The sequence below is a fragment of the Rhodanobacter sp. TND4EL1 genome (assembly GCF_054061035.1).
Genome location: NZ_JBSSDT010000001.1, coordinates 1,257,148 through 1,280,935, shown reverse-complemented (window position 1 = coordinate 1,280,935; position 23,788 = coordinate 1,257,148). Strand labels below are relative to the sequence as shown.

The window sequence follows — 23,788 nt, the reverse complement described above, 5'->3', positions numbered from 1 at the left end:
CATGGCCAGATTCGACTGATGAACGCAACGAAACCGGCGCCTGCGCGCGTCGATCCCTGGACGCTTGCCGGGCTGGCGCTGCTGTTGTTGCCGTTGCTGACCATGGGGCATGAGGTGGCCGGGCACGCACTGACCTGCGTCGCCACCGGTCATTGGCCCAGCGAGATCGGCGCGTATTACGTCGAGTGTCCGGGTACCGGGCCATGGGCCCGGCGCATCGTGGCCATGGCCGGTACCGGCATGGACGTGGTGCTGGCCGTGCTTGCACTGGTCGGCTGGCATCGCGCGCGGCGGGCACTGCCACGGCTGGCGCTGTGGATCGTGTTCACGGTGAAAGGCATGGTGGCCGCCGGCTACTGGATGTTTTCCGGGGTGTCCAATCTGGGTGACTGGGGCCCGGATGTCGGTGGCGGCATCGGTCCGCTGCCCTGGCCTTGGCTGTGGCGCGCGGTCCTGTTCGCGGTGGGCCTGTTCGTCTATATCGCGGTGACCCGTCGCTCGATCCGGATGCTGGCCGCGATGCTCGGCGGCGGCGAATCCGCGCATCGCTTGCAGTGGCGCATCGCGATGACGGTCTACCTGATAGGCGGCGTATCCGCGCTGCTGGTCAGTCTGGTCAATCCGCTTGGCATCGTGATCACCCTGATCTCGGCCGTGGCGTCGTCATTCGGCGGCACCGCCGGCTTGTTCAACGTGGCGTATGCGAAATCCCGCGCCGAAGCGCCGCGGGATTTCCAGATTGGCCGGCACCCGGCGATCGTCGTGACGGGCGTACTCGTGACCTTGGCGTTCGCGATCGTGCTGGGGCCGACGCTCTACCTGCATTAGTCGTGCGATGGCGCTTCAGGCGCGGCCACCGGCTTGCCGTCCACCGTATCGAGGAACTGCGGCGCCTGCCAGGCGTGGGCGTGCTGCTCGAAGCCATAGGCGATCGCGATCAGGGTCGGCTCGCTCCACCTGGCGCCGAACAGCACGATGCCGACCGGCAGGCCGTGCGCAAAGCCGGCTGGCACGGTGATCGACGGATAGCCCGCCACGGCTGCCGGCTGCGACGCTCCGCCAACGGTGGGATCACCGCTGACGATGTGATCGCCCAGCACCGGATCGGTCATGAAGGCTGGGCCCCACGATGGCGCGAGCAACGCGTCCAGATGCTGCGCTTTCAGGGCGGCGTCGATGCCTTGCGGGCCGGACAGCCGCTTTGCCTTGGCCAGGGCATCGACATAGGCCTTGTCGGTCAGCGGCCCTTTCTTGTCGGCCTGCTCGAACAGTTCCTGGCCGAACCACGGCATCTCCTCGCCGGCATGCGCACGGTTGAAGGCGATCAGATCGGTCAGCGTCTTCACGCCAAGCCCCTGACGAGTAGCCAGGTAGGCGTTGATGTCGTGTTTGAAGTCATACAGCAGCACGGTCATTTCCGGCGCGCCCAGATCGGACAGATGGGGCAGGGTGACCGGGTCGATGATGATCGCGCCCTGGGCCTTCATCAACGCGATGGATTGCTCCAGCACGCGGTCGGCATTGGGTTCGGCGCCGGCCAGTTGGCGCACCACGCCGATACGCTTGCCGTTCAGGCCGTTCGGATCGAGGAAGCGGCGATAGTCGGTGGCGTGACGGTCCGCCTCGGCGGTGGCCGGATCGCGCGGGTCGCTGCCGGCGATCACGCTGAGCAGTGCCGCGGCATCGCTCACGCTGCGCGCCATCGGGCCGGCGGTGTCCTGGTTGTGGCTGATCGGCACGATGCCACTGCGGCTGACCAGGCCCAGGGTGGGCTTGATGCCGACAATGCCGTTCATCGCGGCCGGGCAGATGATCGAACCGTCGGTCTCGCTGCCAATTGCCACGGTGGTCAGGCCGGCGGCCACCGCGGCGGCGGAACCGGCACTCGAACCGCAGGGATTGCGGTCAAGTACGTAGGGATTGCGGGTTTGGCCGCCGCGTCCGCTCCAGCCACTGCTGGCATGGTTGGAACGGAAGTTCGCCCATTCACTCAAGTTGGCCTTGCCGAGAATCACCGCGCCGGCCTTGCGCAGGCGTTCGACCAGGCCGGCATCTCGTGCCGCCGGTGCCCCGACCAAGGCCAGTGAGCCCGCCGTGGTCAGCATGCGATCGCCAGTGTCGATGTTGTCCTTCAGCAGAACCGGAATGCCGTACAGCGGTCCACGCTTGGCGTTGGCGGCCCGTGCCTCATCAAGTTTGCCGGCAAGCAGCAACGCATCCGGATTGGTTTCGATCACCGCGTGCAGAGTGGGGCCGGAGCGGTCGATCTGTTCGATCCGCTTGAGCATCTGTGCGTTCAGCTGCCGACTGTCGAGCGTGCCCGCGTCCATGCGCTGCTGCAGCTGGTCGATCGACGCGTAGGCGACTTCGGCTGCCGTGGATGGGGGAACGTCGGCGGCCATCACGGGGATGGCGAACAAGGCGGTGACAAGTGCGGCAAGTTGGACGGCTGGACGATTCACGGTAACCCCCGGTATGGATGAGGCGGCACGCTGCGGCGTGATGGCAGCTTAGCTCCGGCGCGTGCCGGATGCCGACACGGGATGCGTACAATGGGGAAATGACTATGATCACCGCCCCGTTTCCCGTCAGGTTGTTCGTCCTTGTCGCCGTATTCGTTGTCGCCATGGCAGGCAGTTCGGCCAGTCGTGCGGCTGATGCCCCCACGATTCCCGACACCTTGCAGCAGCGGATCGCCGCCTGCACCAGTTGTCATGGTGAGCATGGCGAAGGCACGCCCGGCAGTGGCTATTTCCCGCGCCTTGCGGGCAAGCCGGCTGCCTATCTCGCACGGCAGATGCAGGATTTCCAGAACGGCCTGCGCAAATACGCACCGATGGAATACACCGTGCGCCAGTTGCCGCCCGCTTACATGCAGGAAATCGCCGAGTACTTTGCGGCCCAGCAGGTGCCCTACGCACGTTCGGCCCTGCCCAAGCTTCCCGCCGAAACCCTGCAGCGTGGCGACGCGTTGATCGCCAAGGGCGATCCCGCACGCAAGATTCCCGCTTGCAGCAGTTGCCACGGCAGCCAGCTGACCGGGGTGGAGCCGTCCACGCCGGGGCTGGTCGGTTTGCCGTATGACTACATCAGCGCGCAGCTGGGCTCGTGGCGCACGCATACCCGCTCCACCGTGGCGCCGGATTGCATGGCCACGGTGGCAAGCCGGCTCAGTGCATCGGACATCACGGCGGTGGCCGCCGCGCTGGCCAGTCGCGAATTGCCGGCAGATACGCGTGCGCAAGCCGCCGGTTCGGTGACGCCGCCCTTGTCGTGCGGCGTGCTGGGTGGGACCGGAGACCATTTGTGAAAGCGTGGCGAGGGTTGCTGGTGATCGCGGTGCTGATCGTGCTGGCGCTGGCCTGGTTCTGGTTTGGCGGCGCGCATGCACCGGTTCCGCGGTCATCCAGCAAGGTCTCGGCGCTCACGCTGGCCGACCCGGAGCTGATCGCGAAAGGCCGATATCTGGCCACCGTCGGCGACTGCGCCGGCTGCCATACCGCTCAGGGCGGTGCGCGCTACGCCGGCGGGCGTGCGCTGGCCACGCCGTTCGGTGACATCCCGGTACCCAACATCACGCCTGATCGCGAAACCGGCCTCGGCGACTGGAGTTTCGAGGATTTCTGGCAGGCCTTGCATACCGGCAAGGGGCGTCACGGCGAGCTGCTCTACCCGGCGTTTTCCTATACCTCGTATACCAAGGTGAACAAGGACGATGCGCTGGCGATTTTTGCCTGGCTGCAGTCGCTGGCGCCGGTGCATCAGCCTGGCGGTGCGCCGTCGCTGGCCTTTCCTTACAGCGTGCGCAACAGCCTGAAGGCCTGGCGCGCGCTGTACTTCACGGAGGGCGAGTTCAAGCCCGACCCAGCGCAATCCGCCGAATGGAATCGCGGCGCCTATCTGGTGCAGGGGCTGGGGCATTGCAACGAATGCCATGCCGCGCGCGACTCGCTGGGTGGCACGCCGCAAAACCTCCATCTGAGCGGCGGGCAGATGCCGGTGCAGGATTGGTACGCGCCGGACCTCAGCACGCGCAAAAACGGCGGTCTGGAAGGCTGGAGCCAACAAGACATCATCAACCTGCTGAAGACCGGTCAGTCCGCCCGGGGCGTGGCCTTTGGTCCGATGGCCACGGTGGTATCGGGCAGCACCCAGCACATGACCGATGCCGACTTGCGGGCAGTCGCCAGCTATCTGCAGTCGCTGCCGCCGCGAGCGCCGGCAACGCCGCAGGAGACGCTGTTCGATGCCAAGGGACTGACTGAACTGGGTGGCAAGGTATACGCACAGCACTGCGCGGACTGCCATGGACGCCTCGGTGAAGGCGTGGCCGGCATCTACCCGCCGCTGGATGGCAACTCCTCGGTGACCGAACCGACCGGAATCAACGCGACCCGCATGGTGCTGCTCGGTGGTTTCGCACCGGTCACCGCCGCCAACCAGCGTCCGTATTCGATGCCGCCTTTTGCCCAGCAACTGAGTGACGAGGAAGTGGCGGCGGTGGTGACTTACCTGCGCCGAAGCTGGAGCAACCACGGTTCAAGCGTGCGCGCCGAACAGGTGCGCGCCTCGCGCCACACGCCGATCGAGTGATCCGTGTCAGTCGCCGCCGCGGAGGGCGCGGTAGCGTATCGCCAGTGCCCGCCACGGCTCGATATTCCAGTGCCCCCGTGCCTGCCCGGAGGGCGAGGGCAGCACGAACAGCGGTGTGTCGCCGAGGGTATCCGCCTGCGCGCCGTAGCTGACCGCATGACCCAGCGCGGCCCGTGCCGCGTTCTTGCTGGTGAACGCGAGCAGCCGCGGAGAGTGGTGTTCGATCTTGGCGCGCAGGGCGGGTACGTCGAAAGCATCGGGTGGCAGCTCGGCGTCATTGCCGGAGTGGCGCTTGGCCAGGTCGGTGAGGCCGATGCCCCACTCGGGCAATTGCGGAAATTCCGCCGGCGCCAGCAGGCGCGGGGTGATACCCGCCTCGAACAGTGCGCGCCAGAACAGATTGCCCGGATGCGCGTAATACGCGCGCTCGGCGGCCGAGCGCCGGCCCGCGGCGGTGCCACAGAACACCAGGGTCAGGCCCGGTTGCAGCAGGTCCGGCAAGATGTGGTTGTCAGTCCGCCGCGGCATGTTCGTCCAGCAGGAAATCGGTGAACTGGAAGCGTCCGTCGCGCAACACCGATTCGCCCCGGCGCAACTTCAGCGGCGTGCCGAACAGCGGTCCGGCGTAGCTCAGCGTATGGAATTCACCGCGCTCGCCACAGGGGTCGACCGCGGCCGGCAAGGTGTCGAGCAGGGCGGCGTCATAGTTCCTGCCGCAGTAATCCGCGCCCAGTTGCTGGGTGTCCACGCAGCACAGCACCGCCTGGTGGCCTTCGCTGACGAAGCGCCGCGACAGCATTGCGGTGTCTTCGCCCCATAGCGGGAACACCGCGCGCCAGTTGTCGCGGCCGAGCTGGCGTACACGGTAATCGCGCACGTCTTCCAGAAACAGGTCGCCGAAGGCACAGTGGCGAATGCCCGGCCAGCGCATGCGCGCCTCGACCAGCGCTTGCGCGTGGGCCTCTTCGTAGGCTTCGTTGCTGCCGGGCCAGTCCAGCATCACCTCAAGCACCGGCAGACCCAGCGCCGCCGCTTGCGCCAGCAGCACGGCACGCGGCGTGCCGTGCATGGCCACTCGCTGGTAGTTGCGATTCACCGTGGTCAGCAGGGAAACCACCTGCCATTGCGGGTCGGCCAGCAGGCGCTGCAAGGCCAGCAGGCAGTCCTTGCCGCCACTCCAGGCCAGCAGGATCGGGGTGGTCATCGGTTCAGCTCCGGGGTGGCTGGTTCGTCCATCGCATCCATTTTGCGTTATCTGCGCTATGAAGGCTCATCCCGTGCCGTGATTCATCGACAGTCCGTGGCCGCACCGCTATAAAGATGATCTATCTGGGGAGTATGCAGTGAGCGAAGAAATCCTGATCAACGTGACCCCGCGTGAGACGCGGGTCGGGGTGGTCGAGAACGGCATGTTGCAGGAAGTGCACGTTGAGCGGGCATCGAAGCGCGGTTATGTGGGCAACATCTACAAGGGGCGCGTGCAGCGGGTGATGCCGGGCATGCAGGCGGTGTTCGTGGAGATCGGGCTGGAACGTGCGGCGTTCCTGCACGCGTCGGACATCGTGCGGCCCACGCCGCCCGAAGGCAGCGAGGGCAGCGGCCATGTCCCCTCGATCAGCGAGCTGGTGCACGAAGGCCAGGAAATCGTGGTGCAGGTGGTCAAGGACCCGATCAGCAGCAAGGGGGCGCGGTTGTCGACCCACCTGTCGATTCCGTCGCGCTACCTGGTGCTGCTGCCGTACGCACGCACCTTGGGCATCTCCGCGCGCATCGAGGATGAAGCCGAACGCCAGCGCCTGCGCGACGTGCTCAATCCGCTGATCGGCGAGGCGCCGCTGGGTTACATCGTGCGCACCAATGCCGAGGGCCAGAGCGCCGACTCGCTGGGCTTCGACGTCACCTACCTGGGCAAGGTCTGGCGTGTGGTGCAGGAGAACATCGCCAAGGCGAAGATGGGCGAACGCGTCTACGAAGAGCTGTCGCTGCCGCTGCGCAGCCTGCGCGACATGCTGAACGACGATATCGAGAAGGTGCGCGTGGATTCGCACCTCACCTTCGACAACGTGGTCAAGTTCGTGCACAAGTTCATGCCCAGTCTGGACGATCGCATCGAGCACTACGACGGCGAGCGGCCGATCTTCGACCTGTACGGCGTCGAGGACGAAATGCAGCGCGCGCTGAAGAAGGAGGTGCCGCTGAAATCCGGTGGTTACCTGATCGTCGACCAGACCGAGGCGATGACCACCATCGACGTCAACACCGGCGCCTATCTGGGTACGCGCAACCTGGAGGAAACGGTCTACCGCACCAATCTGGAGGCAGCCCAGGCGGCGGCGCGACAGCTGCGCCTGCGCAACCTCGGTGGCATCATCATCATCGACTTCATCGACATGTCGGACGAGGAACACAAGCGCCAGGTGCTGCGCATGCTGAACAAGGGTCTGGCACGCGACCATGCCAAGACCACCGTCTATCCGATGTCGGCGCTGGGCCTGGTCGAGATGACCCGCAAGCGCACCACCGAAAGCCTGGCCCGTCAGCTGTGCGAGCCGTGCCCGGCCTGCAACGGTCGCGGACTGCTGAAGACCGCAGAGACCGTGACCTACGAGATCTTCCGCGAGATCACCCGGGCGGTGCGTCAGTTCAACGCGCAGCAACTGCTGGTGATGGCCAATCCGATCGTGGTCAACCGGATCCTCGAGGAAGAGTCCAGTGCGGTGGCCGAACTGGAAGAGTTCATCTCCAAAAGCATACGCTTTCAGGCTGAAGAGCATTATTCGCAGGAACAGTTTGATGTCGTCTTGCTGTAAATCCATGCCGGATCGCCGCGCGTGAACGCGTTGTGGCAGCGGCGGTTGCACCGCTGCGCCCGCGCTTCGGGCTGGGTCGCCGGAGTCGCGCTGATCCTGCTTGCCCTGATGGCGGCGCTGGCGCAACTGTTGCTTCCCTTGCTGGCACGCCACCCTGAATGGGTGGCGGCGCAACTCAGCGCGCGGCTGCAGCGGCCGGTCAGCTTTGCCTCGATGGAGGGGCGCTGGACGCCTTCCGGCCCCGAATTCGTGATGCACGGGGTGAAAGTCGGCGCCGCCGCTGGCGAGGCGGGCGCGGTGCTGGATTTGCCCGAATCCCAGTTGAAGTTCGACTTCGGCGGCTGGCTGCTGCCGTCGCGGCACCTGATCAACCTGCATGTGCGCGGTTTGCAGCTGGATCTGCTGCGCCAGGCCGATGGTTGGCATGTCAACGGCATCGGGGTGGCCGGTGGCCCACAGCGCCAGCCGCTGTCACTGGGGCATCTTTCCGCCGATCTGTGGCTGGAAGATCTGCGCCTGTCGGTCGATGACACGGTACTGCACAAGCAATTCACCCTGCTGTCGAAGCAACTGCGGCTGAGCCACCAGGGCGATCAACTTCGTTTTGGCGGCGTACTGCAGCGTGAGGGGGTGAGCGCCGCCGTGCGCAGTGCCGGTCGTTTCCGCGAGGATGGCAGTTCCGGACAGGTCTGGGTGAGTGTCGACGGCGCCGAATTGAAGCCGCTGCTGGATGGCATCGACATGGGCGGCTACGCGGTGCAGCAGGGCCACGGCAAGCTCAGTGCATGGATGGATTGGCGCCATGGGCAACTGGACCGCAGTCTGGTCCGGTTTGACCTGGATACGCTCGCCGTCAGCGCGCCCGGCGGTGGCGAGGCCACCGTCAACGTGCTGCACGGCCTGGCCGGAGTGAACCACACCCCGGACGGTTATGAGCTGCGGTGGGGTGGCGATGACGGCAGTGCACTGGCGCTGAGCCTGCATCAGGCCGACAGCGCCAATGCCGTGGTCAACGCGGTTGCCCGTCACTTGCAGATCGAGCCCTTGCTTCCGTGGCTGGCCCTGAAACCCGGTTTGTCCCCCGCATTGTCGCAGTGGGTGGGGCGTGGACACCCGCATGGCGAAGTTGAACAACTGCGTCTGCAATGGGGCCGCGGCACCGGCTTGCGCGCACTCGACGTGACGTTCGGTGGCCTGGGCATCGACCCGGTCGGCAAGCTGCCCGGCGTGAGCCATCTGGACGGCCAATTGCGCGGCGATGCCGAGGCGTTGGCGCTGACGCTGCCGACCCAGGCGACCACGTTGAGTTTCCCGCAGACCTTCCATCAGCCGTTCGTGCTGTCTGCCGTGGGCGGCACGCTGGCGTTCTGGTCGCAGGATGGCCAGTCGCATATCGGTGTCGACACGCTGGACTTCAGCGGCGAGGGCTACGCCGGACAGGCGCGTGGCGAAGTGGTCTTGCCCGGGCAGGGCGGCGCGCCGTTCATGGATCTTTACGCCTCGCTGGATCATGCCGACGTGGCGGCGGCCAAGTTGTTCTGGCCGACGAGCTCGATGTCGCCGCACACCATCGAATGGCTTGATCACGCGCTGCAGTCGGGCCAGCTGGAGTCGGCCCAGGTGCTGGTGCGAGGCGACTTGCGTGACTGGCCGTTCCGGCATAACGAGGGGCGCTTCGAAGCGCGCGCGGTGATCAAGGGCCTGAACCTCGACTACGGCGACGATTGGCCGCACGCCGAGGGCGTCGATGCGGTGGCCAGCTTCGTCAACAACGGCATGCTGGTCGAGGCCAGCAGCGGCCACTCGCTGGGCGTGAAAGTCGACAAGGCGGTGGCGCTGATCCCGGACTTCGCCAGTCCGCTGCTTGACCTCAATGTGCAGGGCAGCGGCAGCGGCGCCAGCCTGATGGAGTTCGTGCGCAAGAGCCCGATCGGCAGCCACGAGGCCGATACGTTGGCCAAGCTCAAGCTTGGTGGCAGTGGCAGCTTCGGTATTCATTTGATGCTGCCGCTGCACGAGGAAGTGGGTTCCGAAGCAAAGCTGGACGGCATGGCTCAACTCAAGGATGCCGATCTTGCCGCGCCGGAATGGAACCTCAAGCTGGACAAGCTCAACGGGCCGCTGAAATTCGACCTGCACGGCATGCAGGCTGGCCCGCTCGCGGCCAGCTTCCGCGGCCAGCCGTCGACATTGCAGATGGCCATTGCCGGTGCCAACAGTGATCCGGCCACCGTGTTGTCGGCCCATTTGCAAGGCAACTACCGCATCGACGAACTGGTGGCCGATTACCCGACGCTGGACTGGCTGGGCAAGCTGTCCGACGGTCGCGGTCCTTTCGATATCGGCTTCACCATCGCGCATGTCGCCGGCAGCGACGCGATGAGCGAGTCGCTGGTGGCGACCTCCTCGCTGCAGGGTGTTGCGCTGAATCTTCCGGCGCCGTTGCACAAGCCCGCGGCGGCCACGCTGCCATTGCAGCTGACCATGAGCCTGCCGATCGCCGGCAGCGAGCTGCGTTTCTCCCTCGGTGATGCGTTGAACGGCTACCTGCGACTTGCCAATGGCGAGCAGCACCCGCTGGCCGGCACGCTGGCCCTGGGCGGTCAGATGCCGACCACGCTGCCCGGACGCGACCTGCGCGTTCGCGGCCATGCGGATCGGCTGGATGTCACCGGCTGGGTGCAGCAGCTGGCAGGGGGTGGCGGCAGTGGCGGGCCTGGTCTGGAAAGTCTCGATATCAGCACGGACCAGGCACAGTGGTTCGGCAATCAGCTGGGGGCGCTGAAGTTGCACGCGAAGCCGGAGCCGGATGTCTTGAGCGTTGACGTGGAAGGGCCGGCGATGCTTGGCAACTACAGCGTCCCGACACAGGAGCTGGACAAGCGCGGCGTCACCGCGCGGTTGCAGCGCATGTACTGGCCAAAAGCGGCCTCGGCGGAACCCTCCGCCGGTTCGCACAAGGCGGCAGGCAAGTCGAACGCCATGCCGATCGCCGCATCGCCGGTGGTGCCGGCAGCGGATCCGGCGAACACCGGCATCAATCCCGCGTCGTTGCCGCCCTTCCATCTCTGGGTAGGCGACCTGCGTCTGGGTGATGCCAAGCTGGGCGAGGCCCGGCTGGAAACCTGGCCGACCGCCGATGGCCTGCACATCGAGCAACTGCGCGCGCTGTCCAGCCGCGTGCAGATCAACGGCAGCGGCGACTGGAACGGTACCGCCAGCTCCAGCCATACCCATATGCGGATCAACTTCGCGGCCGAGGACCTGGGGGATATGTTGGCGGCGCTGGGTTTCGACGGTCTGGTCAATGGCGGCAAGACCCGCGATCAGCTGGACGCGCGTTGGCCGGGTTCGCCCAGCGGACTGTCACTGGCCACCATGGACGGCACGCTCAGCATCCAGGTCAACGACGGTCGAATTCCTGAAGCAGCCTCACCCGGCGTGGGGCGGTTGCTGGGCCTGGTCTCGCTCGCCGAATTGCCGCGAAGGCTCACCCTGGATTTCGGCGACGTGTTCGGCAAGGGGCTCGCGTTCGACTCGATCACCGGCGACTTCAAACTGGCCAACGGCAACGCCACCACCGACAACCTGGTGATCGCCGGCCCGGCGGCGAACATCAGCGTGACCGGTCGCACCGGCCTGCGTGCGAAAGACTATGACCAGCAGATGCAAGTGGTGCCGCATGTGGGCAACAGCCTGCCGCTGGTCGGCGCGGTGGTGGGCGGGCCGATTGGCGCGGCCGCCGGATTCGCCGTACAGGGCCTGCTCGGCAAGGGCCTGAACAAGGCCGCCAGTGCGCGCTACCGGGTCACCGGCAGTTGGGACGATCCGGTCATGACCCTGATCGAAAAGCACGGCAGGAAGTCGCCGCCCGCCTCGCCGCTGCTTCAGCCCATCGGCCAGCCCGCGGCGGCAGGCAGCGTGAATACCCCGGCGCCGATCCCGCTGATGGTGTTGCCACCGGCCGCAGCCGGCAGCAGCACGGCTCCCGTGCCGGCGAGCTCCGTCTCGCGCTGATCCGTCAGGCGCTCAACCCGTCACGCCGACGGGCCAGCCCGATCCTTGTTGCCACGGAACGGAAACAGTTGCTGCCTGACGAAGCCATCCGGCATGTAGTCACCGACCACGCCATAGCGTTCGGGGAACTTGTTCTTCGACTTCACCGCCGTGCCGAACAGGTAGTCGAGAAACGCGTAGTGCGCCGCGTAGTTCTTGTCGATCGCCTCGTCGTCGGACGCGTGGTGCCAGTGATGGAAGTCCGGCGTCACCAGCACATATTTCAGCGGCCCCCAGGGCAGGTGAACATTGGCGTGGTTGAACACTGCCTGGAAACCCACGATCAGGATGTAGCCGTTCATCGCCGCCTCGGAGAAGCCGAGGATGTACAGCGGCGCCAGCACGCACACGCGGGTGAAGATCAGCTCCAGCATGTGCTGGCGTGAGCCGGCCAGCCAGTCCATCGTCTTCACGCTGTGGTGCACCGAATGGAAGCGCCACAGGAACGGCACCTCGTGATACGCGCGATGCGTCCAGTACTGCGCCAGGTCAGCCACCAGCACGCACATCAGCAGCTGCGGCAGGAACGGGATGTGCTGCACGGTCTGCTGGAAGTTGCTGCTCACCAGCCAGCCGAACATGTGGTGCAGCAGGAAATTCACCGTCAGCAGCGCCAGCCCCACGATGAAATGATTCACCGCGAAATGCTTCAGATCGGTCTGCCATTCCTTGCGGAAAATGGCCTGCCCCTTGTACAGCGGAAAAAGCTTTTCGATCACCACGAAGATCAGCGTGGAACCGAGCAGGTCGAGGATGAACCAGTCCAGCCCGATGTACGGCGTATGGTCGGGGAAGGCACCGACCGGCACGCGCGAACCACCCAGCGCCACCGCCGCGATCACCAGCAGGAAGGCGGTGATGTTGAGGTTGCGCTGGCGGCCGAGGATCACGTTGCCCAGCGACATGCCGCCAGCCACCAGCAGTCCGCCCAGCAGCACCTGGCGCAGCACGTCGACCGAGTATTTGTGGCGCAGGTCCGGCGTGGTCAGATACTGCGGAAAATGGAAGGCGATCACCGCCAGCAGGCACAGGAACCCGAGCGACAGCGCGATCACGCCGCTGATCTTGCCCAGCCCTGGTTTCAGTTCGCCATCGCGTTGCAGCAGCTCGCGGGTGTCAGCCACCGGTTGCACGGCGCGCTCGAGGGCTTCGCGGGCAGCCTCGCGTTTCGAATGGTCGCTCACAAGTGATCCTTCACGTCACGCGCCGGCTGGCGCTCGGCGCATGGTACCGGGCTTTAAAGCCGCCAGCGCAAGCCCCATGTGGGATAGTTCCTGATCGACCGCCGACAAGCTGATAACCCATGGATTCATTGATCGCCCTCGCCGAAAGCAAATTGTTGTCCCCCGGCGGCATCGCCACCGGTGACCTCGATCGCGTGTTCACCCAGCTGATGGGCCCGTCGATCGACGCCGCCGACTTGTATTTCCAGCACTCGCGCAGCGAGTCGTGGACGCTGGAGGAAGGCATCGTCAAGGATGGCAGCCACTCGATCGAGCAGGGCGTGGGCGTGCGCGCGATGTCCGGCGAAAAGACCGGTTTCGCCTATTCCGACGAGATCGTGCTGCCGCAGCTGCTGGAAGCCTCGAAAGCCGCGCGTGCGATCGCCCACGACGGCAACGGCGCCGGCAAGCCGCTGGCGCTGCACAACGCCCGTTCGCTGTACCCGGCGATCGACCCGGTCGAGAGCCTGCCGAACCCCGACAAGATCGCCTTGTTGCGCGAAGTTGATGCCTACGCGCGTTCGCGCGACCCGCGCATCAAGCAGGTCATCGTCAGCCTCGCTGCCACCATGGACACCATCCTGATCGCCGCCTCCGACGGCACCCTGGCCGCCGACGTGCGCCCGCTGGTGCGCATCAACGTGCAGGTGATCGCCGAGTCGAACGGCCGCCGCGAACAGGGCTACTCCGGCGGCGGTGGCCGCTACGGTTATCGCGAATTGATCGAGAACGGCCGCGCACTCGGCTTCGCCGACGAGGCCGTGCGCCAGGCACTGGTCAACCTGGACTCAGTCGATGCGCCCGCCGGCCAGATGACCGTGGTGCTCGGACCGGGCTGGCCCGGCGTGCTGCTGCACGAAGCGATCGGCCATGGCCTCGAAGGCGACTTCAACCGCAAGGGCAGCTCCGCGTTCTCCGGCCGCATCGGCCAGCGTGTCGCCGCCAAGGGCGTCACCATCGTCGATGACGGCACGCTCGCCGGCCGCCGCGGCTCGCTCAGCATCGACGACGAAGGCACCCCGACCGAGTGCACCACGCTGATCGAGGACGGCATCCTCAAGGGCTACATGCAAGACAAGCTCAACGCCCGCCTGATGGGCATGGCACCGACCGGCAACGGCCGCCGCGAATCTTTCACCGCCTTGCCGATGCCGCGCATGACCAACACGTACATGCTCGCCGGCCAGCACGATCCGGCCGAGATCATCCGCTCGGTGAAAAAAGGCCTGTACGCACCGAATTTCGGTGGCGGCCAGGTCGACATCACCAACGGCAAGTTCACCTTCTCCGCCAGCGAGGCCTACCTGATCGAGGACGGCAAGATCACCCGCCCGGTGAAGGGTGCCACCCTGATCGGCTCCGGCCCGGACGTGCTCAATCGCGTGTCGATGATCGGCAACGATCTGGCGCTGGATGAAGGCGTGGGTGTCTGCGGCAAGGACGGTCAGAGCGTGCCCGTGGGCGTGGGCCAGCCGACGCTGAAAATCGATTCGATGACGGTGGGTGGCACAGCCTCGTAATGCTCTGCTCCCTCTCCCGCGGCTTTGCCAGGGAGAGGGGCGCGGTGAGGGCGCCCTTGTCCCCACCGGCGTAGGGCGAGCACCGCCAGCCGCCTTCTCCCCGCGTGACGTCGCGTCGTGGCCAACTCTCGCAGGAACCCGCTCGCGGGCGATGCTCTTCTGGATGCTGCGAGGTCGCGAGCAAGAGTTTTCGTCTGCCTGCGGCAACCGAGCCAGCTTTCTCTGTGTGGCCAGAGCCAGGGTGGCCCACTGCGCCGCAGGAGCGGGGCGAACGGCGAAGCCGGCCCGAAGGTCGCAGGGGCCGGATGCCAGGAGCAAAAAGAAGCTACCGCGGCTGGGGCTTCCTGGCCTCGGGCAACTGCTTCTGCGTGGCCTCACCGCGGATCCATGCCCTCGCCCTGTCCGTTACCGGGGGCGCTACCGCTAATCGGTGGCGAGAGCCGAAGGCCGGCGAAGGCCATTGCTGCGCGCTCAATAGTGAGCGACGAAGGCTGCCAACGGCCAGCTCGGACAATCGCTGTGGACCAGGTTGCCGCAAAACTGCCGCTAAAAACCGACATCAAGCGGTCGGTTGCGGATCTCAAGTCCGCATGTGCGCACCCACGAAAGCACGGATATTGCCGCTTTAGCCGCTGAGCAAATTTGCAGTGACAGGAGAGCGATGCCGGCAGAATGCCTTGCGCAACGGCGTACAACTGTCCCATTGTTCCCGGTGCCGCTCTTCAACCATCGTGTCGCCGTGTCCCCATCTTCCGTGCCCCGCTTTTCGTGTCGAAAGATCTTCGCCTTCTCGCTGCTGCTCTTGCTGGCGCCAATGGCCCGCGCGCAGGCCCCGCACACCGTGCAACTGCAAGACCTCACTTGGACCGAGTTGCGCGCCCAGATTGCAGCGGGCAAGACCACCATCATCATTCCGATTGGCGGCACCGAGCAGAGCGGGCCCTACATCGCGTTGGGCAAGCACAATGTGCGGGCGGCATGGCTGTCGCAACGAATCGCCGAGCAGCTGGGCAATGCGCTGGTGGCACCGGTAGTGGCCTACGTGCCGGAGGGTGGTTATGCGCCGCCGACCTCGCATATGCGTTTCCCCGGCACCATCACCATTCCTGACGCGGCGTTCGAGCAAATGCTGGTCTCGGTGGCGAACAGTTTTGCGGTGCACGGTTTCCGCAACATCGTGTTCCTGGGTGATCACGGCGGCTACCAGAACGACCTCAAGCGGGTGGTGGCCGAGCTCAACAAAGCATGGGCGCAGACCAGTGCGCGCGCGTTCGTGCCGCCGGCGTATTACGAAACCAGCTCGAAGGGCTTTGCGCAGATATTGCGCCAGCACGGTTTTCACGATGACGAGATCGGTACCCATGCCGGGATGGCCGATACTTCGCTGCAATTGGCGGTGGCGCCGCAGATGGTCCGGCTGGATGAGTTGCGACATGCGGGGAAGCCAGGCGCCATCGACGGAGTTTATGGCGGCGATCCACGTCGCTCGTCCGCGCAGCTTGGTAAGCTGGGCGCCGATACGATCGTGTCTCGCACGGTCGCGGCGATTCGTGAGAAAACCGACGGTCACTGATCTGCGCGCAGGTCGGCCATCTCCCGATCATTGACGTTCGACGAAACCAGAAAACAGGGCACACAAGACATGCCTTTCCACCGTTTGATGCGTCGCGCGATTGGAGCGAACGTGTTGTGGGCAAGCTTGGCCCTGACCGGCACCGTAACCGCGGCGACGCCAGTCGTCACCGTGCCGGGCATGCCGCCGGTGAGCAATCCGGCAAACCTCTACAGCCAGTCCTCCGCCAACAATTTCAGCCCGGCGGTGAAGGGCGCACTGCAGCGGGTGTATGTGCCGAACCTGCGTTCAGATGACGTATACGTGATCGATCCGGCCACCTTCAAGGTGCTGACCACGTTCAAGGTCGGGCGCAGTCCGCAACACATCGTGCCGTCATGGGATCTGAAGACGCTGTGGGTGACCGACAACGCCGAGGGCGGTAGCGAAGGCAGCCTGACCCCGATCGACCCGTTGACCGGCCAGCCGGGCACCGCGATCCCGGTCGACGACCCGTACAACATGTACTTCACTCCGGATGGCAGCGAAGCGATCGTGGTATCCGAGGCGCATGCGCAACTGGATTTTCGTGATGCGCACACGATGGCGCTGAAGAACCGCCTGGACGTGCCTGGCTGCAAGGGCATCAACCACGCCGACTTTTCGATCGACGGGCGCTACGCGATCTTCACCTGCGAGTTCGGCGGCGCCCTGGCCAAGATCGACATGGTGAACCAGAAAGTACTCGGCTACCTGCAGCTGGACAAGAAAGCCGGCATGCCGCAGGACATCCGGGTTTCGCCGGACGGCAAGGTGTTCTACGTGGCGGACATGATGGCTGATGGTGTGTTCCTCGTCGACGGCGACAACTTCACCAGGATTGGCTTCATCCACACCGGCACCGGTACCCACGGGCTGTACCCCAGTCGCGATGGCACCCGGCTGTACGTCACCAACCGGGGCTCGCACAAGATTCACGGCCGGCGCCACGGCAAGGGCAGCGTCTCGGTGATCGACTACGCCACACGCAAGGTCGTCGCCAAGTGGCCGATTCCCGGCGGCGGCAGCCCGGACATGGGCAATGTCAGCGCCGATGGCAGCGTGCTGTGGCTGAGCGGTCGCTTCGACGACGTGGTGTATGCGATCAACACTCGCACCGGCAAGGTGCGCAGCATCAAGGTCGGCATGGAGCCGCACGGCCTGACCGTATGGCCGCAGCCGGGACGCTATTCGCTGGGCCACACCGGCATCATGCGCTGACCGCGAAACTCCAGCGACCTGCAGGTCGCCCGCAACGTCATTGATCGGCTTTCCCGGCGAAACCCGCTCCGGCGGGCGACCACCCTGCGCATCATCATCGGCGCGTTGCGGATTCCAGGCGTGCGGTTGGGCTGGCCCTCCGCTGCGGCAGTGGTGTGACTCGACCGGTATGCTGATCAGCGAGTCAACGGGGCGCCGTCGGCAATGTGTGGCGTCGATCAGTTGAATCTGCCGTCGAAAGCAGACATTGCCGAATCAACTACGCAGGAGGTGGAAAGCTCTGCGTTTTTCGGTGCGTTTGAAGAGCAGCGAGGTGAGCTGCGTGCGACCGAGGCCGGAGCGCGTGGGAGCAACGCCCGCGAGTGGGCTCCTGCGGATGCGGGGTCAGTGTTTCGACTTCATGGGTTGATGAGCGACGCGGATGCCATGACCTGGAGCTGTGCGTACTCCGCCGAGGCGGTGGTCAGCATGAACAGCATGCGGCGGTTTCCGTTCGGAACCGCCCAAGTGTAGGAAACGGTTTCGGTAGTGCCGTTGGCGGCGGTATCTGTTCGCTCCGGCGCGGTCCGCGTGACGACCAGCGGGGCAGGGGCGTTGTCGACCAGTCGGGCAAACTGCTGCTTTGCCGCTTCGGTGTCTGCCTTGCGCGCGTAGACGGCGCAGAAGTTCTTTTCGAATGCGAGGGCCAACACGAAGGTTCCGTGCTGGTCGGGTACCGGCCACGCGTCACCCGCTTTTCCGGCGAGGAAATGGGCGGCCTTTTCGGGAGGCAGCTTGGGCATCGCCTGCAGTTTTTCCCGCAGTTCACCGAGGTGGTTCAGGTGCTTCAGGCACAGCGAGGCGTAGATGTTGGCGAACGAGCCAGCCTGCTTTTCGCCCAGGGTCGCGGCGGTGGCCAGATTCGAGGTCATGCCGAGCATGACGAGGGCGGTAAGCAACTTGCGCATGTTTCATCCTTGAAAGAGTAAAGAGTTCCGCCGCCTGCCCGATGTCGTCCGTTGGGTTTGTGCACGGACAGCGGCGCGGCTGTCCTGCTTGAGCGCACTCGGCGCGGGGCAGCGGAATTGTACGGCAGGCCGGCCAGTGCGCATGGGCGGTTGCCGTTTGGAGCTTGCGGTGGCGTGCCGGCTCAGTGCGCCGGGTGGCCCCGTTCAACCATCAACCGGGTCAACTCGGCGACGAGATCGCTGCGCTGGACGGTGGCGTCGAGCAGATAGACCTGCACGTCGTGTGGCGCCACGGTCGCGGACAGTTTTCCGCTTGCGCCTACGTCGATGGGCTTGCCGCCAAGTGCGGGCACCCAGCGACCGGCCTGCAGGTAATCGCTGATGTCGAATGACGTCACTTGGTCGCCTTTGTTGAGCAATACCAGCACGATCTGATGCACGTCACCCTTCTGGTAGACGCGGTAGAAGGCGGCCTGGTTGCCGGCGAACTGCAGCGGCAGCATCAGTCCCCGTTGCAGGGCGGGCATCTTCTCGCGCAACAGGGCGATGCGCTTCAACCGGGGATAGATCGGGCTGTCTGCCGCGTTGTCGATGCGCTGCTGGCCGTAGTAATTGCGGTTGCCCTGGTGCTCGGCCTTGCCGCGCTCGAAGCCGGTTTCCGAGCCGTAATAGATCGCCGGGATGCCGCGCGCGGTGAACAGCCAGTTGTTGGCGTCGATGAAGCCGTTGTCGCTGGCGTCCAGCCGGGCCATGTCGTGGTTGTCGTAGAAGGTGACCAGTTCGTACGGGTTCTGGTACGGGCCGTTAGTCAGGTACAGGCGGTCGAGCAATTGGGCGTAGTCGCTGCCGGGGTGTTCGAAGACGTCGGCGATGCGCCCGCGCAACGGGAAGTCCAGCACGCTGATGCCGCCGTTCTGTGGCCAGGTGTACTTGCCGATGTTGTCGGGGCTGTAGTCGAACGCTTCGCCGAACATGAAGAAGCCGGGGTGCCTGGCGCGGATGCGCGCGGCGAACTGCTTCCAGAACGCGGTGGACATGTGACTGATGGTGTCGATGCGGAACGCATCGGCGCCCTGGTCGGCCCACTGGTTGTATGCGCCGACGAAGTAGTCCAGCACGGCCGGACTCTGGTCGTCGTTGTTGGACAGCTGCGCCAGGTCGTCCCAGGCGTGATAGAAGCGATGCAGCGGGTTGCGTACGGGGTCCAGCTTGTACGGCGGCAGGTTCTGCTGGTCGGCGATCAGCTTGCCCTGCTGGTCGTAGATCTGGCCGAACATCGGTTGCGGCTTGGGCATGGTGAAGGCCGGCGAGCCGTGGTTGGCGACGATGTCGAGCACGGTCTTCAGTCCCTGCGCGCGCATGTCCGCGGTGAACTGCGCGAAGTCGAGATTCTTGCTGGGCAGGTGTTCGTCGACCTTGTAGAAGTTGACGCCCCAGTAGCCGTGGAAGCCGGTCTTGCCGCGGTCGGTGAATTTCGAGCCCCAGCTGACCGGATCGCCGCCGGTGAAGGCCTCGTTCGGGTTGTCCACGATCGGCGTGATCCACACCGCGCCGAAGCCCATGCCGCGGATATAGCCGGCGTTTTCCAGCACGCCCTTGAAGTCACCGCCGAGGTAGCCGATGTTGGCGCTTTCACCTTTTGGCGCACCGGGTACCGGGATGTCGAAGGTGGGGTGCGCACCGCCCTGCGTGCGCTGGTCGTTCGATGGGTCACCGTTGACGAAGCGGTCGGTCATCACGAAGTAGATGGCGTTGGATGCCATCGGTGCGTCGGTGCCGACGAATTCGGGTGTGGTGGCAGCGTGGGCGAGACCCATGACCAGCAACAGTGTCAGAGCTGCAGTGATGTTTTTTGCCATCGTGTTCCCCGGGGCAATATGCGTCAGCGACACGCATCTGTGAATGTGCAGGAGCCCGCTTGCGGGCGATGCGGTTGAATTGTTCCGTTCCCCAACAAGAGCATCGCCCGCGAGCGGGCTCCTACGGGGTGTGGAGTACCGGCTCGCGCACGCGCAGGGTGAACAGACCGGCGACCAGCAGGCAGGCGCCGCCCAGCGCCAGCGCCCAGATCGGCTGGTTGTGGAAGCACAGCCGCAGCAGCAGACCAAGCACGCTGGCGGCGAGCAATTGCGGGATCACGATGAAGAAATTGAAGATGCCCATGTAGACGCCCATCTTCGCCGCCGGCAGGTTGTCCGACAGCAGCGCATACGGCAGCGACAGGATCGAGGCCCAGGCGAAGCCGACGCCGACCATCGAAGCCAGCAGCCAGTGCGGGTCGCGGATCAGCAGGAACGACAACAGGCCCGCGCCGCCCAGGCACAGGTTGATCAGGTGGCTGATGCGCAGGCCCCAGCGACGCACCATCAGCGGGATCACCACCGCGGCCACGGCGGCAAAACCGTTGTAGGCGGCGAACAGCACGCCGACCCAGTTGGCGCCTTCGTTGTACAGCGCCGAGTGCACGTCGGTGGTGCCGTAGATGGTCTGGGTCACGCCCGAGGTGGTGTAGATCCACATCGCGAACAGCGCGAACCAGGAGAACAGCTGCACCCAGGCCAGTTGCCGCATGGACACGGGCATGCTGTAAAGATCGCCCATCACCTCGCGCAACATGCCGTGACTGCGGCTGAAGCTGAGCCAGACGAACAGCAGGCCGAACACGATCAGTCCGCCGGCCAGCACGTAGACTTCTTTCTCCAGTGAGAAGTGCTGGATGGCGAACAGCACCGCGACGCCGACCACCAGCAGCAACACGCCCCAGCGCCAGGCGCGGCTGGCGTCCACGGCAGGTTGTTCGGCAACGTTGTCGCTGAACGATTGCAGCTGTTCGGGCGGGTATTCGCGCGTGCTCAGGATGGTCCACAGCACCGCACCAAGCAGCACCGCGCCGCCGGCATAGAACGCGTATTTCACCGTGTCCGGAATACCCCCGTCCGCGGCCACGTTGGCCACGCCGAAGTGCGCCAGGATCCATGGCAGCGCCGAGGCCACCACCGCGCCCACGCCGATGAAGAAACTTTGCATCGCATAGCCGGCCGGTCGCTGGCGGGTGGGCAGCTGGTCGCCGACGAACGCACGGAACGGTTCCATCGAGACGTTGATCGACGCGTCGAGAATCCACAACAGGCCGGCCGCCATCCACAGCACCGGCGCATTCGGCATCCACAGCAGGGCCAGCGAAGCGAACACCGCGCCGACCAGGAAGTACGGGCGGCGCCGGCCGAGCCGGGTCCAGGTACGGTCCGAGAAGTGGCCGATGATCGGCTGCACGATCAGCCCGGTCAGCGGGGCGGCGATCCACAGCGCGGGGATGTCGTTGAGGTCGGCGCCCAGCGTCTGGAAGATGCGGCTGACATTCGCGTTCTGCAATGCGAAGCCGAACTGCAGGCCGAGAAAGCCGAAGCACATGTTCCAGATCTGCCAGAACGACAGCGCCGGTTTGGACGTCACGCGGGAACCATCGTTCATCGGAAATCGGGGCCGTGGGCGAGCGGAGCGATCCGCAGATCATGCACTACTGCCTGATTCAACGGGCCTTCGCTGCCGCCGGTGCCTCCGGTATAGCGGGCGAAGTGGGCGAGATAGCTCATGTTGAAGCCGTCGTCGAGGCTGAATCGACAGGTGGCCCCGGCGCGGGCGGTGAAGCGGCCCCAACTGGAGGACTGCACCCGCACGCTGTGCGGCATGACCAGCGGCAGGCGCTGCTCGTCGCTGCCGGTGCAGTCGATCACCAGCATCTTCACTGCGGCAGTGATGCCGGTGTTGATCGGGCCGTGATCATTGGCGTAGTCGAGCGCCACCCGATAGTCGCCGCTGGCTGGTGCCGTCCAGCGCCGCGGCCACTGGCCGCCAACCGTGTTCGTGTCGCCCGCGCAGACGGTCGGGCTATGCAGCGACTCCAGTCCGTGCGGGTCCACCCGCGTGGTGCTGAAGCAGGCCAGCCCCCGCTTTCGCTCAAGCGTCGCGGTGCCGTCGATGTCGCCGTGCGCGGCGCCGTCCAGATACAACCTTTGCTGGCCATCGACCGTCACCCGCCAGCCATCCGCCGCGCGCTGCACCGTGGGTGCCGCAGGAGCGAGCGGTGCGTACAGCGGCGCGTCGAGGCGCAACGGCGCATCGGCCACCTGCACCGCCTTCAGGGTCACCGTGGTGGTGCTGCCCTGGCTGCGGCTGTGGTCGGCTACCAGCAGGTTGCCGGTCAGCTTTTCGGGAAGCACCAGGGTGATCGTGCGAGCGGGCAATTGCAGGGTGATCGTGTGGCGCGAACCGAACAGCATCGGCACCAACGAGGTGGGCAACTTCGGTTGCACCTGGCCGTCTTCGTCCAGTCCAAACACACCTTCGCTGACCATCGCCAGATAAGCCGCCACCGACCACAACTGCCGCGGCGAATTCACCACCGGCCCGCTCAGCGCGCCTTCGTCAACGTGCTGGCCCTGGCTGAGCAACTCGTAGTTTTCCATGTTGGAGCCATACAGCGCCGCGCCGCGCATGATCGAGGCGATCTCGTGCGCGATCCGCGCCGGCTGCTCGACTTTGCGTGCGGCGCGCAGCGCGTACATGCTGACGAACGGCCAGATCGCGCGGTTGTGGTAGATCGGCTGGTCGACGCGTTCGGGCCAGATCACCGGACTGCCGGCGGGCCAGGTGGGATAGTTCGCCAGCGCCTGCCGCGCGCGCTCACCATCAGCCACGCCACTGTCGATCGCCAGTGCGATGCCGAGCAGGTCATAGGTGTCGTACGGCGTGCCGTCGCCGCCCAGGTAACTCATGAACATGCCGCGATCGGCCCGCCAGAAATGGGTATTGATCGCCGTCTTCAGCGCGGTGGCTTCGGCGGTGTAGCCTGCCGCTGCTTCGGTGTCGTGCCGACCCGCTGCCTGCGTGGCCGCCAGCTGCAGCGCCTGGTAATGCAGCACGTTGGTGGACAGCGCGAACGACTGTGCGATGAAACCCACGTCGTCCGCCGTCCACGCCGGATAGCTCTGTTCGCGCCAGTCGAGGAACGAGGTCTCGCCGCGATACAGGCCGAAGCGCGCGTCGAACGCGTATTGGCGGTCCTGCGCCAGGGTGGTGCCGAGCGCGCGCCGGACGTCGGCGGCAAACGCCTTGTCGCCCAGCAAGTGGCGCGCGCCCAGGAACCACACCACGCGGTCGGTGCTGATCGGCCAGCTGCCGCCGGAACCGGTGTCCTGCATCGGGTACAGGCGTTGCGGCGGACTCGCCACGCGCACCTCGGACAGCTTGAATTGCAACCCGTCGCGCGAGCGCGCGGCGTCGAAACGCCACAGGCCGAGGTCGATCGCGTAGGACAGGTCGCGCGTCCACACGTAGGGCCACTTCAGGCCGGTGACGAAGCACTGGCAGGGAATCGGCTGGCCGTGGTCGAACGCGCCATCGCGGATCGCGCTCACCGAATCGAGCTTGAGATCGTCCTGCGCCATCGCGAACAGCCCGTCGAACAGCATGCTGGCCGTCTCGCTGCGCAGCGGTTGCGCCGCGATCACCCGTTGGCCATAAGGCCAGGCCAGCGTGTACTGCTGCTGCGAGTCGCGCTCGATGCCCACGTGCACGCCGTGCCAGTCCAGGCCGTCGTGCCAGGCGGCGGCCGGCGCCTGGGCGGCCAGTGCGCCGGCGAGCAGCAGGCTCAGCACGGGCGGGTTGGCGACAGCGGATGATGGATGGCGGTGATCATGGACAGGAACACTCCGGACGCGGGCAGGCGTCCTGCATGGTAGGCAAGGTCGCAGTGCAGCAACCAGAGCTTGCATACGTATTCATCCGGTGCCGCCTGTGCCACAAGCCGGCCGGGCCGGCGTGGCTT

The 23,788-nt window shown here is 65.6% G+C and carries 16 protein-coding genes; 8 read left to right on the top strand and 8 right to left on the bottom strand.

Annotated elements, in window-relative coordinates; translation table 11 throughout:
- The first annotated feature begins 18 nt into the window (after window positions 1-18).
- The gene (locus tag ACVWWQ_RS06015) at window positions 19-828 is read left to right on the top strand and encodes a hypothetical protein (protein ID WP_133951198.1); all 810 of its coding nucleotides are present in this window, start codon (window positions 19-21) and stop codon (window positions 826-828) included.
- Here the strand turns inward: ACVWWQ_RS06015 and ACVWWQ_RS06010 are convergent.
- Window positions 825-2,462 carry an amidase gene (locus tag ACVWWQ_RS06010; RefSeq protein WP_133951196.1) on the bottom strand — a complete coding sequence of 546 codons (1,638 nt, stop codon included), beginning with the start codon at window positions 2,460-2,462 and terminating at the stop codon, window positions 825-827. The genes ACVWWQ_RS06015 and ACVWWQ_RS06010 overlap by 4 nt on opposite strands.
- A 98-nt stretch (window positions 2,463-2,560) precedes the next feature.
- Here ACVWWQ_RS06010 and ACVWWQ_RS06005 point away from each other — a divergent pair, with 98 nt between their 5' ends.
- Both ACVWWQ_RS06005 and ACVWWQ_RS06000 read left to right on the top strand, forming a co-directional pair.
- Window positions 2,561-3,310 carry a c-type cytochrome gene (locus ACVWWQ_RS06005; protein WP_133951194.1) on the top strand — a complete coding sequence of 250 codons (750 nt, stop codon included), beginning with the start codon at window positions 2,561-2,563 and terminating at the stop codon, window positions 3,308-3,310.
- Window positions 3,307-4,593, top strand: a complete 1,287-nt coding sequence (locus ACVWWQ_RS06000; protein ID WP_133951192.1) for a cytochrome c — start codon at window positions 3,307-3,309, stop codon at window positions 4,591-4,593. Before ACVWWQ_RS06005 ends, ACVWWQ_RS06000 begins: the two co-directional genes overlap by 4 nt.
- A gap of 6 nt (window positions 4,594-4,599) precedes the next feature.
- On the opposite strand, the gene ACVWWQ_RS05995 is transcribed toward ACVWWQ_RS06000, so the two are convergent.
- Together ACVWWQ_RS05995 and ACVWWQ_RS05990 are read right to left on the bottom strand one after the other, a co-directional pair.
- Window positions 4,600-5,121, bottom strand: a complete 522-nt coding sequence (locus ACVWWQ_RS05995; protein ID WP_133951190.1) for a mismatch-specific DNA-glycosylase — start codon at window positions 5,119-5,121, stop codon at window positions 4,600-4,602.
- Window positions 5,105-5,797, bottom strand: a complete 693-nt coding sequence (locus ACVWWQ_RS05990) for a Dph6-related ATP pyrophosphatase (protein ID WP_133951188.1) — start codon at window positions 5,795-5,797, stop codon at window positions 5,105-5,107. Before ACVWWQ_RS05990 ends, ACVWWQ_RS05995 begins: the two co-directional genes overlap by 17 nt.
- 139 nt (window positions 5,798-5,936) lie before the next feature.
- Between ACVWWQ_RS05990 and rng the strand changes: the two genes are divergently transcribed.
- Both rng and ACVWWQ_RS05980 read left to right on the top strand, forming a co-directional pair.
- Window positions 5,937-7,403 (top strand): ribonuclease G, encoded by a 1,467-nt coding sequence (gene rng, locus ACVWWQ_RS05985; protein WP_133951186.1) that lies wholly within the window; start codon window positions 5,937-5,939, stop codon window positions 7,401-7,403.
- Between the two features lie 21 nt (window positions 7,404-7,424).
- On the top strand, window positions 7,425-11,420 hold the full coding sequence (locus ACVWWQ_RS05980) for a YhdP family protein (RefSeq protein WP_133951184.1): 3,996 nt from the start codon (window positions 7,425-7,427) through the stop codon (window positions 11,418-11,420).
- A gap of 20 nt (window positions 11,421-11,440) precedes the next feature.
- Here the strand turns inward: ACVWWQ_RS05980 and ACVWWQ_RS05975 are convergent, their stop codons facing one another.
- Window positions 11,441-12,643: a sterol desaturase family protein gene (locus ACVWWQ_RS05975; protein ID WP_133951182.1), complete on the bottom strand. Its 1,203-nt coding sequence runs from the start codon at window positions 12,641-12,643 to the stop codon at window positions 11,441-11,443.
- Between the two features lie 119 nt (window positions 12,644-12,762).
- Between ACVWWQ_RS05975 and tldD the strand changes: the two genes are divergently transcribed.
- The 3 genes from tldD to ACVWWQ_RS05960 all read left to right on the top strand — a co-directional run bounded on the left by tldD (window position 12,763) and on the right by ACVWWQ_RS05960 (window position 17,014).
- Window positions 12,763-14,202 carry a metalloprotease TldD gene (gene tldD, locus ACVWWQ_RS05970; RefSeq protein WP_099654094.1) on the top strand — a complete coding sequence of 480 codons (1,440 nt, stop codon included), beginning with the start codon at window positions 12,763-12,765 and terminating at the stop codon, window positions 14,200-14,202.
- Between the two features lie 592 nt (window positions 14,203-14,794).
- Entirely contained in the window at window positions 14,795-15,775 is a 981-nt protein-coding gene (locus ACVWWQ_RS05965; RefSeq protein WP_457383326.1) for a creatininase family protein, read from the top strand.
- Between the two features lie 69 nt (window positions 15,776-15,844).
- Window positions 15,845-17,014, top strand: coding sequence for a YncE family protein (locus ACVWWQ_RS05960; protein ID WP_133951180.1), 1,170 nt, complete (start codon window positions 15,845-15,847; stop codon window positions 17,012-17,014).
- A 398-nt stretch (window positions 17,015-17,412) separates the two neighbouring features.
- Here the strand turns inward: ACVWWQ_RS05960 and ACVWWQ_RS05955 are convergent, their stop codons facing one another.
- The 4 genes from ACVWWQ_RS05955 to ACVWWQ_RS05940 form a co-directional block, all read right to left on the bottom strand.
- Complete coding sequence (locus ACVWWQ_RS05955) at window positions 17,413-17,961, bottom strand: NMCC_0638 family (lipo)protein (protein WP_133951178.1); 549 nt, start codon at window positions 17,959-17,961, stop codon at window positions 17,413-17,415.
- Between the two features lie 182 nt (window positions 17,962-18,143).
- Window positions 18,144-19,820, bottom strand: a complete 1,677-nt coding sequence (locus ACVWWQ_RS05950; RefSeq protein ID WP_133951176.1) for an alpha-amylase family glycosyl hydrolase — start codon at window positions 19,818-19,820, stop codon at window positions 18,144-18,146.
- 121 nt (window positions 19,821-19,941) lie between these two features.
- Complete coding sequence (locus tag ACVWWQ_RS05945) at window positions 19,942-21,432, bottom strand: MFS transporter (protein ID WP_099654097.1); 1,491 nt, start codon at window positions 21,430-21,432, stop codon at window positions 19,942-19,944.
- On the bottom strand, window positions 21,429-23,618 hold the full coding sequence (locus ACVWWQ_RS05940) for a glucosidase family protein (RefSeq protein WP_133951174.1): 2,190 nt from the start codon (window positions 23,616-23,618) through the stop codon (window positions 21,429-21,431). Before ACVWWQ_RS05940 ends, ACVWWQ_RS05945 begins: the two co-directional genes overlap by 4 nt.
- Between the last annotated feature and the right edge of the window lie 170 nt (window positions 23,619-23,788).

Bases quoted from the DNA above. Each gene is read 5' to 3' on its own strand.
- ACVWWQ_RS05990 (WP_133951188.1), bottom strand. From the start codon at position 5,797: ATGACCACCCCGATCCTGCTGGCCTGGAGTGGCGGCAAGGACTGCCTG.
- ACVWWQ_RS05955 (WP_133951178.1), bottom strand. From the start codon at position 17,961: ATGCGCAAGTTGCTTACCGCCCTCGTCATGCTCGGCATGACCTCGAAT.
- ACVWWQ_RS06015 (WP_133951198.1), top strand. From the start codon at position 19: ATGAACGCAACGAAACCGGCGCCTGCGCGCGTCGATCCCTGGACGCTT.
- ACVWWQ_RS05995 (WP_133951190.1), bottom strand. From the start codon at position 5,121: ATGCCGCGGCGGACTGACAACCACATCTTGCCGGACCTGCTGCAACCG.
- tldD (WP_099654094.1), top strand. From the start codon at position 12,763: ATGGATTCATTGATCGCCCTCGCCGAAAGCAAATTGTTGTCCCCCGGC.
- ACVWWQ_RS05960 (WP_133951180.1), top strand. From the start codon at position 15,845: ATGCCTTTCCACCGTTTGATGCGTCGCGCGATTGGAGCGAACGTGTTG.
- ACVWWQ_RS05945 (WP_099654097.1), bottom strand. From the start codon at position 21,432: ATGAACGATGGTTCCCGCGTGACGTCCAAACCGGCGCTGTCGTTCTGG.
- ACVWWQ_RS05950 (WP_133951176.1), bottom strand. From the start codon at position 19,820: ATGGCAAAAAACATCACTGCAGCTCTGACACTGTTGCTGGTCATGGGT.
- ACVWWQ_RS06005 (WP_133951194.1), top strand. From the start codon at position 2,561: ATGACTATGATCACCGCCCCGTTTCCCGTCAGGTTGTTCGTCCTTGTC.